At 64.3% G+C, this 15093-nt stretch carries 15 protein-coding genes; 9 read left to right on the forward strand and 6 right to left on the reverse strand.

Annotated features, from left to right (window positions below; genetic code table 11):
• The first annotated feature begins 18 nt into the window (after positions 1 to 18).
• From OYT13_RS07600 to OYT13_RS07635, 8 genes are all read left to right on the forward strand, one after another.
• Positions 19 to 1641, forward strand: a complete 1623-nt coding sequence (locus tag OYT13_RS07600; protein WP_017235163.1) for a restriction endonuclease — start codon at positions 19 to 21, stop codon at positions 1639 to 1641.
• A 109-nt stretch (positions 1642 to 1750) separates the two neighbouring features.
• Complete coding sequence (locus OYT13_RS07605; protein WP_268567553.1) at positions 1751 to 2395, forward strand: FMN-binding negative transcriptional regulator; 645 nt, start codon at positions 1751 to 1753, stop codon at positions 2393 to 2395.
• Positions 2396 to 2513: 118 nt separating this feature from the next.
• Positions 2514 to 2672 carry a hypothetical protein gene (locus OYT13_RS07610; RefSeq protein WP_017235161.1) on the forward strand — a complete coding sequence of 53 codons (159 nt, stop codon included), beginning with the start codon at positions 2514 to 2516 and terminating at the stop codon, positions 2670 to 2672.
• A 51-nt stretch (positions 2673 to 2723) separates the two neighbouring features.
• On the forward strand, positions 2724 to 3656 hold the full coding sequence (locus OYT13_RS07615; protein WP_268567554.1) for a DNA/RNA non-specific endonuclease: 933 nt from the start codon (positions 2724 to 2726) through the stop codon (positions 3654 to 3656).
• Positions 3657 to 3762: 106 nt separating this feature from the next.
• Positions 3763 to 4044 (forward strand): hypothetical protein, encoded by a 282-nt coding sequence (locus tag OYT13_RS07620; RefSeq protein WP_017235159.1) that lies wholly within the window; start codon positions 3763 to 3765, stop codon positions 4042 to 4044.
• 1220 nt (positions 4045 to 5264) lie between these two features.
• Complete coding sequence (locus OYT13_RS07625; RefSeq protein WP_017235157.1) at positions 5265 to 5432, forward strand: hypothetical protein; 168 nt, start codon at positions 5265 to 5267, stop codon at positions 5430 to 5432.
• A 29-nt stretch (positions 5433 to 5461) separates the two neighbouring features.
• Complete coding sequence (locus OYT13_RS07630; protein WP_157211533.1) at positions 5462 to 5797, forward strand: hypothetical protein; 336 nt, start codon at positions 5462 to 5464, stop codon at positions 5795 to 5797.
• A 241-nt stretch (positions 5798 to 6038) separates the two neighbouring features.
• A complete protein-coding gene (locus OYT13_RS07635; protein ID WP_268567555.1) occupies positions 6039 to 7499 on the forward strand; it encodes a M20 family metallopeptidase in 1461 nt (486 codons plus the stop codon).
• Between the two features lie 117 nt (positions 7500 to 7616).
• Here OYT13_RS07635 and OYT13_RS07640 read toward each other — a convergent pair whose 3' ends face one another.
• The 6 genes from OYT13_RS07640 to OYT13_RS07665 form a co-directional block, all read right to left on the reverse strand.
• Positions 7617 to 8870 (reverse strand): hydantoinase/carbamoylase family amidase, encoded by a 1254-nt coding sequence (locus tag OYT13_RS07640; protein ID WP_261938830.1) that lies wholly within the window; start codon positions 8868 to 8870, stop codon positions 7617 to 7619.
• 56 nt (positions 8871 to 8926) lie between these two features.
• On the reverse strand, positions 8927 to 9877 hold the full coding sequence (locus OYT13_RS07645) for a dihydroorotate dehydrogenase (protein ID WP_017235153.1): 951 nt from the start codon (positions 9875 to 9877) through the stop codon (positions 8927 to 8929).
• Complete coding sequence (locus OYT13_RS07650) at positions 9870 to 10802, reverse strand: dihydroorotate dehydrogenase electron transfer subunit (RefSeq protein WP_246174161.1); 933 nt, start codon at positions 10800 to 10802, stop codon at positions 9870 to 9872. Before OYT13_RS07650 ends, OYT13_RS07645 begins: the two co-directional genes overlap by 8 nt.
• A gap of 49 nt (positions 10803 to 10851) precedes the next feature.
• A complete protein-coding gene (locus OYT13_RS07655) occupies positions 10852 to 12003 on the reverse strand; it encodes an MFS transporter (protein WP_268567864.1) in 1152 nt (383 codons plus the stop codon).
• Between the two features lie 260 nt (positions 12004 to 12263).
• Positions 12264 to 12590 carry a hypothetical protein gene (locus tag OYT13_RS07660; protein WP_232424694.1) on the reverse strand — a complete coding sequence of 109 codons (327 nt, stop codon included), beginning with the start codon at positions 12588 to 12590 and terminating at the stop codon, positions 12264 to 12266.
• A 168-nt stretch (positions 12591 to 12758) separates the two neighbouring features.
• Positions 12759 to 13811 carry a porin gene (locus tag OYT13_RS07665; RefSeq protein WP_017235149.1) on the reverse strand — a complete coding sequence of 351 codons (1053 nt, stop codon included), beginning with the start codon at positions 13809 to 13811 and terminating at the stop codon, positions 12759 to 12761.
• A 415-nt stretch (positions 13812 to 14226) separates the two neighbouring features.
• Here OYT13_RS07665 and OYT13_RS07670 point away from each other — a divergent pair, with 415 nt between their 5' ends.
• A complete protein-coding gene (locus OYT13_RS07670) occupies positions 14227 to 15069 on the forward strand; it encodes a helix-turn-helix domain-containing protein (protein WP_261938828.1) in 843 nt (280 codons plus the stop codon).
• Positions 15070 to 15093 lie beyond the last annotated feature (24 nt).

Raw genomic sequence — 15093 nt, forward strand, 5'->3', positions numbered from 1 at the left:
TCGCTTGCGGGGGCAGTAGTGAACCGGGGATTCGAGAGCATCATTGATCGTCTGGCGCGTGAGTTTTGGCGCGCCGCGCACGTGCGCGAGCAGCAGCATGCGCAAACGCTGGCGCGCTCGCTGGCGGAAGTCCGCGCCGTGGATCAGGCATTGCGCGCCATGGAAGCGGCGCCGGTCGCCGACGCCGCTGCGCGTGAGCGCACGCAAGTGGCGTGGCGACAAGCCGAAGCGGCCGCGCAGGGCGCTCAGGCCAAACTGGAGGTCGCGCGGCTGGAGCGATTGCTCGCCGACGGTCTCGCGCGCGATCTGCGCATTGCGCCGGCCGACCTGCGCGCAAGCACCACGCCGCCGGTGCTCGATACCCGGCATCTCCCGAAGATTTTGCCCAAGCCCGAGTGGGAAGCCTTCGCGCCCGAGAAGCCGGGCCGGCTCGCGCTGGCCATGCCGGGCGCGTCGGGGCGTTACGAGCAAGCCGTCGCCAAGGCGCGTGGCGAGTTCGTGCATGCGGAACGCGAGCACGAGGCATCGAAGGTTCGCCGAGCGCAGGGTTCGATGATTCTCCAGATCGCGCAGCAAAAGGCCACGGAAGCTGCACGGGCCGAGAGTGCACGTCACAACGCGGCGGTGGCCGATTTCGAAGGGGCACTGTTGCGCGGCGAAGCGGCGGCCATCACGGGCTATGCGCGCATCGTGCTCAGCCGCAGTCCGTATCCCGAAGCGTTCACGCAGACGCTCGCGGCGCACTACGTCGAGAATCACAAGCTGCTCGCCATCGGCTATGACGTGCCGACGCTCGACGCCGCTGTGCCCGTCGCGTTCGACTATCACTACCATGCCGCGCAGGGGCGCGTGGAGGGCGTGCCGGCAAGCGATGCGGTCCGCGCGAAGGTGTATGCCAACGCGTTGCGCCAGCTCGTGCTCCGCTCGCTGCACGAGCTGTTCTCGGCGGATCCGCTGCGTCAGGTGAACGCCATCGTCTTCAATGCGTACGCCAGCGATGGCGATACCCGCGTGTGTCTGGCGAGCGTCCATGTGGCGCGCGCCGACTTCGCGGCGCTCACCTTGGCCGAGGGCGATCCGGCGGAACATTTGGCGGCGCTGGGGGCGCGCGTATCAGCGTGCCCCGAGGCGCTGGAGGCGGTCGCGCCGGTGGCCGGCGTTGACATGACGAAGGTCGTCACGGACGCCGACGTCGCCGTCGACCGCCGCTTCAATCTGATGACACTCACCGACAAGGACTTCACGCAGGTGATGTTCCACCTGCTGCGCTCGCACGGTTTCGAAGGGCCGCCGCTGCTGCCCGGCGAGCAGGCGGGCATGCTGACCTGCCGTGCGTGGGATCCGCATCCGATTTTCGGGGGCGACGTTGTCGTGCACGTCTATCGCGACATGCACCACGGCGCACGTCTGGAGATCGCCGCCGCGCGCACCATGCTCGCCGAGATGCAGAAGATTGGCGCCGCCCGTGGCATGTTGATTACCACGGGGGCGTTCGACGATGGGGTGGAAGAGTTCGCACGCGATCGTCGCATCGAGCTGCTCGCCGGACATCATCTGGTCTTCCTGCTCAAGGAGAACGCGGGCGTCGATGCCAGCGTCGGGGTGCCCGAGGCACTCGCCCCCGCCGCCGCGCCGCTCTGACCGTATTGTGGCACCAAGAAAATGATCGGTTTTGGGTCTTTGCCAAGGGCCATGGAAGGGCGTAGGCTCGGCGTCATTCCCTTCCCGCTGCTTTTGTCCGGAGTCGTCGATGTACCAGCCCGTCGCCTTTGCCGAGGATCGCCCTGAAATCCTGCACGACCTCATTCGCACCCATCCGCTTGGCCTGCTCGTCAGCGCCGGTTCGCAGGGGCTGATCGCCGATTCGATTCCGTTTCTAATGTATCCGGAGGAAGGCGAGTTCGGCCTCTTGCGTGGGCATCTGGCGCGGGCCAATCCGCATGCTGCGGCGCTGCGCGGTGTCGACGATTGCCTCGTGGCATTTACCGGCCCGCAAGGGTACATCACCCCCTCGTGGTATGCCGCCAAGGCGGAGCATGGCAAAGTCGTGCCGACCTGGAACTACGCCGCGGTGCATGTGTGGGGCCAACCTCGTGTGATCGACGATACCTCGTGGTTGCGCCGTCTCGTCGGCGATCTCACGCAGTCGCAGGAGCAGCGGCGTGCCGCGCCGTGGGCGGTGGAAGAGGCGCCGGCCGATTACATCGACGGCATGCTGCGCGCCATCGTCGGCGTGGAAATTCCGATTCGCCGCATCGAAGGCAAATTCAAGATGTCGCAGAATCGCGCGATGCCCGATCGTGTTGGCGTGGTGGACGGCCTGCGCGCCGAAGGCGCATTGAGCGAGCCGTTGGCCGCGCTCGTTGCGCTGCGAGGCGAGGTGTCCGGGGGGTGATGGCGGCGACCGTCCAGCCCGCGGCGCGGTAACGATACGAAACAATTCTCGGGCGCGCCGGACCGGTTGTGTGGGGGCGTCCCCGCATACAATGCGGCATCCCAACTCGGATGCCGCAATGAAGACGTTGCTCCTCGTGCTCGCGCTGGTGCTCTGCGTGCTGTTCCTGGCGCAGGCGTGGCTGCCGAGTGCGCACGCCGACGAGTGCGACAACCTCGGTCCCGCCCAGACCCTGCAATGCGCCGCTTACGGTGTGAGCAGTGTCGTCCCCGAATAGCGGTTCATCCGCTACAATCGCACCCCCTCACGTCTTACCGTAAGCAGTGCGATGAAGCAGTCTCGATGGACGGTCACCACGGTGCGCGCGAGCCGCTTGCGCGCGATGGCCGGGCAGTTGGCCGCCTCTCTGGCCCCCCTTACCCGAGTCGGGGTCGTGACGTCCGTCATGACTTTGTCGGGCCATGCAATCGCCGCCGCTTCGGCCTGCGGGGATCATTACTGGGCCGCTACCGCGCCCGACATTACCCTGTCCGCCATGAATCGCGACGTGCGCGAAGTGTGCTTCAGCGCGTTCGGTGTCATGCATTCGGGGGTGACACGTACCCCGCTCTGGTCGGCCGAGCACCTGAGCGCAGCGGGCTTGCGTGACGCGCGCCAGATCACGCGCGTCAACAATTTCCATGCCGAATCTCGCCTTCCCGCCGATGAGCGGGCCGAGCTTCGCGATTACGTGCGTTCGGGATACGACCGGGGGCACATGGCGCCCTCGGCCGACATGCCGGATGCGCAAGCGCAGTCGGAAAGCTTTTCGCTGTCGAACATGGTGCCGCAGAACAGTGAGAACAATCGATATTTGTGGGCGGGCATCGAGTCGAGCGTGCGTAAGCTTGCGCAGGATCGGGGCGAGTTGTTCGTCATTACGGGCCCGCTGTTCAAGGGCAAGTCGATCACGCAGGTCGGCGATCGGGTGATGGTGCCCACGCAGCTCTACAAGGTCGTCTACGACCCGAAGCGCAAACAGGCCGGTGCCTACCTGGTGGCGAACGAGGCCACGAGCGATTATTCGGTGGTGAGCGTGGCGGAACTCGAGACGCTCGCCGGCATCGACTTCTTCCCGGGCATGCCGTCGGACGTCAAGCGCACGGCTATGCGCCTGCCCGCGCCCAAGGCGGCGGGCGGCAAGCGCAAGCGTGATCCGAGCGTGCCGTCGTATCGGGAGGTGCAGACGGTGCTCGATTTCTTGCGTACGATCATTCGCTAAGCACGACGCCGATCGCCACGGGCGTTGTCCTTGCACCGCCACTGAGGATGGCCACCCCGTCGGCCGATCTCAACTGACTGACTATCCCTCGATTCAGGAGTCCCGAATGTCCACGTCGTCTTCTGCCAATGACGCGTTCGTCCCGTTCGCCAATGATGCCGACGCGCTCACGCTGGGTGAGCTGAACGTCGAAAACCATACGGACCACGTCGCGCTCTTCGGCAATCTTGAGATTCGCCGTGATGCCGAAGGGCTGCGTCAGGCGCAGACGCTCAAGGCGGTGCTCGACGCCGTGGTCGCGACGCTCTCCCGCGCCGATCTGCCGGCCCAGGCGGGCGCGCCGGGCGGCACGACGGCGCGGCAGGTGAAAAATCCGTTCGAATCGTGACCCTGGCGGGGAGGGGGGGCGCATTTCCTTCCCCCGGATTTACCCCAGCTTTGTCGCTTATTCGAATAATCGATGTTGCGCTGCACGATACCGCGCACCGGACACGCCTACGCTGCTTCGAACACCCGGGTCGTCCGGCCGGCCACCGCTGTCACACCTGCGACATGACTGGCCCCGTCGCACCGGTTGAAATCCATAATTCCAAGATCCATGCGGGTTGCGCGACAACTTGTCGCACCTGCGACATTGTGTCGCATTGACACGTCATCTCATAAATCTCGAGTTGCGTCGGAGGAGCGGTCTTCAACCTCACTTGCTCTCGTCTCGGAATCCATCGAAATCAAGCCGTTGGCTTGCGGCGACGCAGCACGGATGGGGGGTTTACGGCGGCTCGGCGAAGCGCATACTAGCCCTGCGTCTCGTCGATTCCGACAGTGTGAATCGATGGCGGGCAAGGCTAAGAACACTAAACAACGCGAGGTAACTTATGCACATCCGTTGGAAAAAAGTGTATTCGAGTGGTTGGGGAACGATTCATCACGATGCACCCCGTTCCCATCGCAGCGCGAGCGAGCGCGAGCAGCTCTTTCAACGCCTTTTGACAATCGCGATCGCCTGTAGCGTCGGCGGATTCGTGCTCTTGTCGGTCGGTGCGGCCTTCCTGGGACGCTAAAGTCACCCATCTTCCTTTTCGTGCGCGGCACCGCCTCCGGCGGACGGCCGCGCCGCGTTGCTTCGGCTAACGCTTTTCCACGACTTCCAAGCCTATGCCACCTCCCGAGCTTATGCTACGGAGGTTTCGGCACGTTCGCCGCGCCGCTTCAATCACCCGATGCAACGGCACACCCGCGATGTTTTGAAACGTTTTGTTACATGAGCACGGCGTTTCGGAAAGGCTGGCACGTCTGAATTGCGGCAAATCGCTGCCATTTCCCTTAAAGATTTGAAGCCGCCTGCGATAAAACGCGTTAAGCACGTTGATATCCATCGTCGATGACGTGGTCTCTCGTGGCGCCGGCGCAGCATTCTGCGGGTTCACGCTATTGCGTTATCGAAAGAATAGTGCGATCTTGAACCGACGGCGCTGTGTCGGAATTTTGGGTAGTCCTGGGTTCCGGATTTGCCCGGATTTATCCGAATTGTCTTGCGTCTCAGAATTTTCGATAAAGAAGAAAAAAGATTATCACGCGGGCCGGTTTGATTGATTTGTGAGGTGCGCCATGGAAATTCGCTGGGAAAAGTTGTACTCGGGCGGATTGGGTCGTTTTTACGACACTTCGGAATCGAGCCGTCGTCGGGCGCGGCGTGCGCAACTGGCATGGTTTGGCGTCGTCATCTCCGTTGGCATTGCCATCGGCGCCGTCGCCATTGCCTGGCGCTGGCTCTGATGGTCGTCGCGGCAGCGCACCGCTTGAGGATGACGGCAACGGTGGTGGGGCTCGCGCTCGCCGCGAGCGCGTCGGTTCACGCCCAAACGTCATCCGCGACGCCGGCGCCGTCCGAACCGCTCGATGCTGCCGGGAACCCCTGCGGGGCGCTACGTGCGCTGCCTGCCGACGTCACGCAATACCGATACGAGGCATCGAACGGGTGCGACCGTCCGGTCTCGTTCTTTTGGCGGTGCAGCGCTGCGGATGCCGAGCATTCGCTGGACATCCCCGGCAAGGGAGCGCAATCGACCTCGTGTTTGAAGGCGGCAGGGGCCGCCGGAGAGATCGTGTTTCGTTTCGGCCCGCCAGGCACCGGCAACTGAGCGCCCGCCGGCCCGTCTTCCCCTTCGCATGGCGCAAGTATCGTGAGCATGCTGGCGCGGTGCCCAGGGTGGACGCGCGCTGTCCTGACGGCCAGTCGCCACTGCCGCCGGGAATGGCTATGATGTCGTCATACGGCCCGTCGGCGTACCCGACGCGTGCCCTGGCAGAATCCCAGAGCCACGCTTGATCCGCTCGGCCCGGTCCGCCACATCGAACAAGCCCTCCCTAAGGACGCCCCCCATGAACGACATCGTCACCCCGACTCAGCCGTCGCTCGACACCGCTGCCTTGCGCGAATTCGTCGATCGTAAATGGAACGAAGACATCCTGCACGCGCTGACCGACTACATCGCCGTGCCGGCCAAGAGCCCGGGCTTCGACGCCGACTGGGCACGCAATGGATACATCGATCGCGTCGTGCGCGACGCCGCGCAATGGGCCGAACGCCAGCCGGTGAAAGGACTGAAGCTCGAAGTGATTCGTCTTGACGGACGCACGCCGGTTATCTTCTTCGAGGCCCCCGCCACGCGCTCGGGCAGCGACGAAACCATCGTGCTTTACGGCCACCTCGACAAGCAACCGGAGTTTGACGGATGGCGTCACGACCTGGGCCCGTGGACGCCCAAGTTTGAAGACGGCAGGCTCTATGGCCGTGGCGGTGCAGACGACGGTTACGCCATCTATTCCAGCGTGACGGCGCTGGCCGCCCTCGATGCCCAGGGCGTGGAACGCCCGCGCTGCGTCGGTCTCATCGAGACGTGCGAAGAGTCGGGCAGCTACGACCTGCTGCCGTATGTCGATGCGCTGCGTGAACGATTGGGGCGTGTCGGCCTGGTCGTCTGCCTCGATTCGGGGGCAGGCAACTACGATCAGTTGTGGCTCACGACGTCGCTGCGCGGCCTGATCTCGGGCAGCCTTGAAGTGCAGGTGCTTGACGAGGGTATCCACTCGGGCGGCTACGGCGGCATTGCGCCGTCGAGTTTTCGCATCATGCGCCAGTTGTTCGAACGTCTGGAAGACGCGGGCAGCGGCAACGTGCTGCCGCAAGGCTTTCACACGCCGATTCCGTTGCAGCGCCTGAAAGAGGCGGAAGCGACGGCGCGCATTCTTGGCGACGACGTCTGGAAGAAGATGCCGTGGGCGTGCGGTCAGGACGGCCTGTCGGTATTGCCGACCACGACCGATCCGAAGGAGGCGCTGCTCAATTCGACGTGGCGCCCGTCACTGTCGGTCACCGGGGCGGCGGGACTGCCGGCGCTGTCGGATGCCGGCAACGTGCTGCGTCCGCGCACGGCCTTCAAGCTGTCGCTGCGTCTGCCGCCGCTTGTCGACGCCGCGCAGGCCGTGGCCGAACTCAAGTCGCTGCTGGAACTCGATCCGCCTTACAACGCGAAGGTGACGTTCAAGTCCGATGCCGGCGCAGCCTCCGGCTGGAACGCGCCCGATGTGGCGCCCTGGCTCACGTCGGCGCTCAATACCGCATCGCAACGGCACTATGGCGAAGATGTGGCGTACATCGGCCAAGGCGGTACGATTCCGCTGATGAATACGCTCCAAGCCGGTTTCCCGACGGCGCAGTTCATGGTGTGCGGTGTACTCGGTCCCAAGTCGAACGCGCATGGCCCGAACGAGTTCCTGCACGTACCCTATGCGAAGAAACTGACGGCTGCGGTCGCCGAGGTGATCGCCCTGGCGCCGTAAGGCCGTTAAGATTCTTAAGGCCGTCAAGGTGACGCGCCTTGATAGTGAAGTGACGATGCATGACAAAACGGGCCGCATGTCAGCGGCCCGTTTTTTTGCGTTGACGCAAGCGCACGCTCAGAGTCGATGCGTGACGGCGTCCAGTACCTGTACCCCACGCATGAAGTCGTCGAGATCCATACTCTCGTGTGGATTGTGTGAGCCGTTGGCGTTGCGCACGAACACCATGCCGCTCGGAATGCCGGCGTTGGCGAAGATGGCGGCGTCGTGGCCGGCGCCGCTCGGCACCCGTTCCTGCGCAAGATCAAGCGTGCGGCAAGCGTCGACCAGCCACGATGACACCTGCGCATCCATGATCGCCGGGGGCGACGCGAGTCGCCGGTCGAACACGAATTGCACGCCACGATCGCGTTCGATGGCGCGGCACTCGGTACGCATCAACTCGTAGAACACGTCGAGCGTATCAGCGCTCTGGCTGCGCACTTCCAGACTGAAGTCCACCTTGCCTGGAATGCGCGAGATGGCATGCTCGGCGGGATCGGTGCCGACGATACCGGTCGTCACCACCAGATCGATGCCGCGCGCGAGCAGGGCGCTCCAGTGCTCGTCGAGACGCGTGATGAGATCGGCCACCGCGAACATGGCGTCGTGACGCAGCCAGCGCGGCACGGCGCCCGAGTGGCCGGCTTCACCCACGCATGACACGCGGTTGTGCCGCACGTTGCCGCGAATGCCGGGCACGATGGCCACTGGCAGGTCGCGCGCGATCATCACCGGGCCCTGTTCAATGTGCAGTTCCAGCCACGCCTTGGCGCGTGAGGCGTCGAATAGCGTGGCGCCGTCACGAATCGCGTCGATATCGGCACCAGCCTCGGCCATACATGCCGCGAGCGTGCGGCCATGCGTGCGGTGGGGCATGGCCAGATCGGCATCGTTCAGTTTGCCGAACAGCGCGCTCGACCCCATGTACGCGCGACCGAACCACGCGCTTTCCTCTCCGCGCAAGGCGAGTACGCGCACCGGCGTGGATGTGCGACGCTGGCTGCGTTGTTGTTCGACGAGGCACAACAGACCGCCCACGATACCGGCAAGACCGTCGTAGTTGCCGCCTTGCGGCACCGAATCGAGATGCGATCCGATCCATGTGGCGGGGGCGTCGCCGGTGTCGTCGGGCAGCGTGAAGACCAGATTGGCGGCGCGGTCGCGCGAGACGGCCAGTCCCTGATGCCCGGCCCATTGCGTCAAGTACGCGGCCGCGGCATTCTCGCCCTCGCCGTAGCTGTCACGGGTAATGCCGACGCCATCGTCGCCAAGGCGACGCAGGTCGGTGAAGAGTTGCTCGGCCAGCGGGGCCAGCGCGTTCAGTTCCATGAGTGTGCTTCTTTTCGCGTAAAGCATCGCGAGGGTTGCGTAAAACGTGCGACGGCTCAGCCGGATTGCTGTGCGAATCGCAGCCAACGGTCGGTCAGTTGGGCGTCGAGCGCGACGGCGCCGGTGAGTGTTGCAATGCGCTCGACGGCCTGCGCATCGCAATACGCCGCCAGTCCATCGACGATGTGTCCCATGACGGCTGGATCGCGGAACGACGCTGTGCCGACTTGCACGGCCGATGCGCCCGCGAGCATGAATTCGACCGCGTCGTCTGCCGTTTCGATGCCACCGCAGCCGATGATCGGAATGTGTACCGCCCGATGGCACTGATGCACGAGCCGAACGGCGAGCGGTTTGATCGCCGGGCCGGAGAGTCCGCCCATCACGTTGCCGAGCTTGGGCTTGCGCGTGCGCACGTCGATGGCCATGCCCAGCACGGTGTTGCCCATGACGATGGCGTCGGCGCCAGCGTCTTCCGCCGCTTTGGCGATCAACGCGACCTGGCCGGCGTTGGGCGTGAGCTTGACCCACACCGGATGCGAGGTGCGTCGGCGAATGGCGCTCACAGCCTTGTAGGTGCTCTCGGGCAGCATGGCGAAGGCCATGCCGTCCGCCTCGAGGTTCGGGCAGGAGATGTTCGCCTCGATGGCCGCGACTTCCGGCAGCGACAACGTCTCGCAGGCTTGCCCGAAAGACTCCGCCGTGTCGGCCGACACCGACACAACCACAGGCGTATCGAAACGCGTATAGGCGGGCAGCACGTCGCGCCGGTAGGCGTCGAGCCCCTTGCTCGGAATGCCGATGGAGTTGAGCATGCCGCTGGCGGTCTCGGCCACGCGCGGCGTCGGGTTACCCGCACGGCTTGCGGGTGAGACGCTCTTGATGACGAGCGCACCGAGCCGGGTCAGATCCAGCGCTTCGGCATATTCGAGCGCGAAGCAGCCAGAGGCCGGCATGACGGGATTGCGCAGCGCAAGCGACCCGATGCGTACGGAAAGATCAGCCAAAATTCACCTCCCCGACGACGTCGCGAATCGGAAACACCGGGCCTTCGCGGCACACGCGCAGGAATTGCTTGTCGCCATCGCGATCGAACAGGCGCACGCACGACAGGCATACACCCATGCCGCACGCCATGCGTTGTTCCATCGCGACCTCGGCCGTGATGTGCGGATGAGTGCCCAGCACACGCTGGAGCAGCATCAGCAGACGATGCGAGCCGCAGGTGTAGACGGCGTCGTGCGGTGTGGTGTCGAGCAGGGTACGTATGCGCGGCTCCAGTGCTTCGACGGCCGACGAGCCGTCGGTGTCGAACACGCAATGCACGTCGGCCAATGCGCGTGCTTGGGGCGAGCGCAGGAATTCGTCGCGCATCAAATCGGCGTCGGTGCGGGCCGACATGACGACCGTCAACTTCAGCCCGGCCGCCGCCGCCCGTTGCACGAGCGGGGCCATCGTCGCCAGACCGACGCCGCGCGCGACCAGCATGACGCGCTGCCACTGCCCGGACTGCGTATCGAGCGTGAAGGTATTTCCGAGCGGGCCGACGATATCGAGCGTTGCGCCTTCCGGCAGGGTGGCAAGTGCGCGCGTGCCGACGCCCGTGACGTTGTAGAGAAACTCGATGATGTCCGGCTCGGGGCCGGTGCCGTAGACGCTCATCGGGCGCAGCAAGAAGGGGGCGTCGCTGTCCGTGACCGGACACTTCAGTTGGTAGAACTGGCCAGGCTGTGTCGTGAGCGCGATGGGCGCATCGGCCTGCAAACGCAGATAGCGGTAACGCGCATTGACTGCGTGATGCGTGAGCACGCGGCAGCGATGCGTCGCGACCGTGAGCGCGCGGCAAGACGCATCGCGAGGGTCGTGTGTGTCCGAAGGCAGCCCACCCAATGCGCGGGTGAGGTCGGTACGCGTCAGAGTGGAGACTGACATGGGGGGCTCCGGAGAGTGGGGGCTGGCGTTGTGCACGTCGCGCATCTCGTTATTCGAGTTCGACGCCCTTGAGTTCCGGGATCAGGAAGCGCGTCGCGATCATGTCGAGCACATACAGGCTCGCGAGCAGCGCGATGGCAATCTGGAACGAGTAGCGGGCGGCGAGCGCACCAACGACGATAGGCCCCAGCCCGCCGATGGCGCGCCCGATGTTCCACAGCACGTTCTGCGCGGTGGCGCGTGCCGCAGTGGGGTACGCCTCGGACATGAGCGTGCCGTAGCCGCCGACCATGCCGTTCACGAACATGCCCATCAGCACGCCGGCGAAGAGCATCACCGTCGGGTCGGTCAACTGGGCATAGACGATCACCATGACCACGGCACCCGCCTGATACAGCAGGAACGTGGGACGGCGTCCGATACGGTCGGCCAGTTGCCCGAAAACCCAGACGCCGATCATCATGCCGATCACGGTGGCCGCAGTCCAGAGGCCGGACTTCGTGAGCGAGAAACCGAGCTTTTGCGAGAGGAACGTCGGCAGCCAGATCATGATCCCGTAGTAGCCGAAGTTTTGAACCGAGCAGAGAATCACGATGCCCAGACTCACGCGAGTGGTGCTGGCGTCCTTGACGAGCAGACGGAAGGCGCTGCTGCTCTGACCGGGCTGCGCGGTCTTGCCGGTGCGTCGTACGAAGACTTCGGGTTCATGCAGCTTGTTACGCAGTACCCATGCCATGAGCGCAGGCAGCACCCCCACGAGGAACATGCCGCGCCAGCCGATGTGCTGGAGCAGCAGCGGCGTGAGCAGCGCTGCGGCAAGTACGCCCGTCTGCCAGCCGAGTGCGACGTACGACGAGACGCGTGCGCGTTTGGCCGCAGGCCAGGCTTCGGCGGCCAGCGCCATGCCGATGCCGAATTCGCCGCCCAGCCCGATGCCCGCAATCGTGCGATACGCGAGCAGGTCCCAGAAGCCCTTCGCAAACGCGCACAGCCCGGTGAAGACGGCGAACAGCAGGATCGTCCACGTGAGCATGCGCACACGGCCATAGCGATCCGAGAGCGCGCCGAACAGAATGCCGCCGGCGACGGCGCCGATCAGCGTCCATGTCACGAGAGCACCGGCCTGTCCGCGGGAGAGCTGCAGCCCCGCCGTAATCGCCGGTAGCATGAAGCCGAGAATCAGCAGATCGAAACCGTCCATTGCATACCCAATGGCAGAGCCCGCGAGCGCTTTCCATGCGTAAGGGGTGACGAGATCGTCGGACGTGGCGCCCGCGCGTTGCGCACTCGGTGTGTTCAGGTTGACTTCCATGATCGGTTCCTGTGAGGCGGCGAAGCGACGCGGCGGAAGCCGCTACGTCGGTTTCGTCCAATTTTGCCAATCTGTCTAAATTTTTAGACAATAAAGTGAAAAAATCCCGCCTGGGATGCACGTCAAGACTCGCTCGTCGTTACGCAACGTCACGCATAGACCTCGGTCGTCAATTGCGCGGCGAAGCCGTTCAGCGAGGCAAGGAAGCTGGCATCGGAGGTGGCTGCCGCATCGCGCAACATCGTGGCATAGGCCTTGCTGCGTGCGAGAAATGCCTGAAAGGTCTCGCCGCTCGCGGCAATGCCCGACTGGCGTTCCGCGAACGTTTGCGCGGCCTGCGCCAGCAACAACAACGCAGCGGACTCGCGCGTGGCTGTCCTCGACGCATTGAGACAACGCGCGGCAAAGTCTTCGATGTCGGACAAACCGACCGTCTCGCGTTGTAACCAGACGCATGCAAGTTGCAGATCCATCATGCTCTCCATTTGTCTAAATATTTAGACTAAACGAACCCGGTGAGGCAGGCAAGGCGAAAATAATTGGGTCAAACCCTGATATCGGGGCCGTGCGATGGCGTTCGTCACGGGCGGCAATCGTCCGCCGTTGCCTGCCTCGGGAAGGCCGGCGATGTGACCAGCCTTCGCTCAGAACTTCATGCGCAGGCCGGCGCCGTAGGTCTGGCCGGTCGACAGATCGCTCATGTGGTCGTACTTGTACGCGGCGTAGATATCCGTACGTTTGGATAGCGGATAATCATAGCCGAGCGCCCAAGTGGTGCGACGCTGATTGTCGCCCGAACCGTTCGAGCCGGTGTAGGCGACCGAGGCGAGCACGCTTCCGCGGCCGAGCGGCACCGAGGCACCCAACTGTCCGGTATTGGCATGGAAGTTGCCGCTCGCGGCCTGACTTGCGATGAGCATGTACTGAGCGAAGACCTTCACCACGGCGAAGTCGTACGAGAGGCCGAGCTGTGCCGTGTTCTGGTTGGTCAGCCCGGTGACGCCCGGCAATTGCGTGCCAAAGTCTCCCGGCGTCGTGCTGAAGTTCACGTACTGATAGTTCACGGCCGCGGCGAACGGGCCGTTGGCGTAGGTGATCGCAGCGGCCCACTTCTTCGCGCTATGGTCGGTCGGGCTGTTGCCCGTCGCGTATAGCAGCGTGCCCGCCATCCCAGCGTATGTCGGCGACGTATACGCGACGGCGTTGTTCCAACCCGAGTCGCCCACCACGCCTTGCGTTCCCAGACCCTTGTAGGTGTGGAAGATCATCGGCGAGAAGGTATACGAATTGTTGAACGGGTTGAACCGGATCGTGGCGAGATAAAGCGGGGTGGTGATGCGACCCAGGCGCAAGGTGCCAATGGCGCTGGACAGACCGACGTATGCGTTACGCGAGAAGAAGCTGTCGCCGGCAAAGCGGCCGTACGTTCCGTTGTTCGGCTGGAAGTAGCTTTCCAGCACAAACAGCGCGCGGTTACCGCCGCCCAGGTCTTCGGTGCCGGCCAGCCCCCAATACGACGTCGTCATGCCGCCGCCTTGCTGCACGACGGCCGCGTTGCCGCCGGGGTTCTTCACCGAGCCGACGTAGGCGTCTGCCAGGCCGTAGAAGCTCACGCTCGATTGCGCGTGAGCCGTGGTTGCGAGCGTCGCGGCGCCCAGTGCGGCGGCGCCAGCCACCTTGTGCCAGGTTTTCATCATTCCCTCTTTGTCTGTCTAAATTTATGGACGAAGCGCAGGCTATCGCTGCGAGCATATGGGGCATCCTCCACGAAGCATTGGGTTTGCCCGCGTTGCGGAGCAGGCCCGTGCCATGGGGTCCCCGTGATCGGAATCGTGCCGATGTCTAAAAAAATAGACAATAGAAAAATATTCGACAAGTCGATGTGGGGTGTTTGCGACAGTGCCGGGGAGGGGGAACGGCACTGTCTCGGCGGCAAAGGCGCGGCATCGAGACGTGCAGGTGACCGGTATAATCCCGGCACTGCAATGCGGGCGCGGCGCGTTTGGCCGGACCGGGCATTGGCATCCGAGAGGGGGCGATTTGAATCGAGCTGCGACGACATCCCGGGCGCCGAGAGGCGCGCGTTTCAATTTCCGAGCCATTGGCGAACGTTTGCGCGCCTATCGGCTGGCGGCGGAGTTACGTAGCGAGGATGTGGCCGAGCAACTCGATATCTCGCGCGCGGCCATCTATAAGCTCGAGCGCGGCGAGATCGTCAAGATCGACACCCTCGAGCGGCTCGCGGCACTGCTGGGTGTGTCGCTGGCGAATCTGCTGGGGGTGGAAGTCGAATATCACGACTCGGCAGTGAGCTACTTCGAGCGGATGCGTCAGTTGGAACGCCGCTCAGAGCGCGTCGTGGCGCACTTCGACCCAATTTCGTTTCTGCTCACATCGCACGACTACGACGTGTGGCTGCGTCGCATGCTCGAGGAGAGCATTCCGCCCGCGCTCGCCGACCGCCACTGGGCGAACACGATCGATCGCGTGCTGGGCATTTTGCAGGAGCGCAAGTCGAGTTTCTCGCGTCACCAACTGGCCGTGACCAGCCTCATCGGGCTGCGTCAGATCGAGCAGTTCCTGCATCACGGTCTCGTGGGGCGGCTGGGGCTGCCACCGGGCGTGCAGCTCGAGCGCAAGATGGCGGCACGTCGCGAGGTCGCGCGAATTGTCGAGTTTCTCGAGGCCGACACGACGGGCGTGCAGATCGGCGTCGTGAGCGACAACATGCCCAATGAGTCGTTCCAGATCTTCGAGGCGCAGGGCGAAGCCTATGTCGCGGTCTCGCCGTTCCGTCTCGGCGAGCTACCGAACCTGCGTACCGGCATTGCCACCATCACGACGTCACCCGACGGCGTCGGCATGTACCGCGCCATGATCGACCGACTCTGGGCCGATTCGGCCAAGGGCAGGGAAGGTGCGGCGCTGATCGGGGAACTGCTGGCGCGGTTCTGAGGGCGCTGGCGAGGGGCGGCCGGC

The sequence above is a fragment of the Pandoraea sp. XJJ-1 genome, assembly GCF_026802345.1.
Lineage (GTDB): Bacteria > Pseudomonadota > Gammaproteobacteria > Burkholderiales > Burkholderiaceae > Pandoraea > Pandoraea cepalis.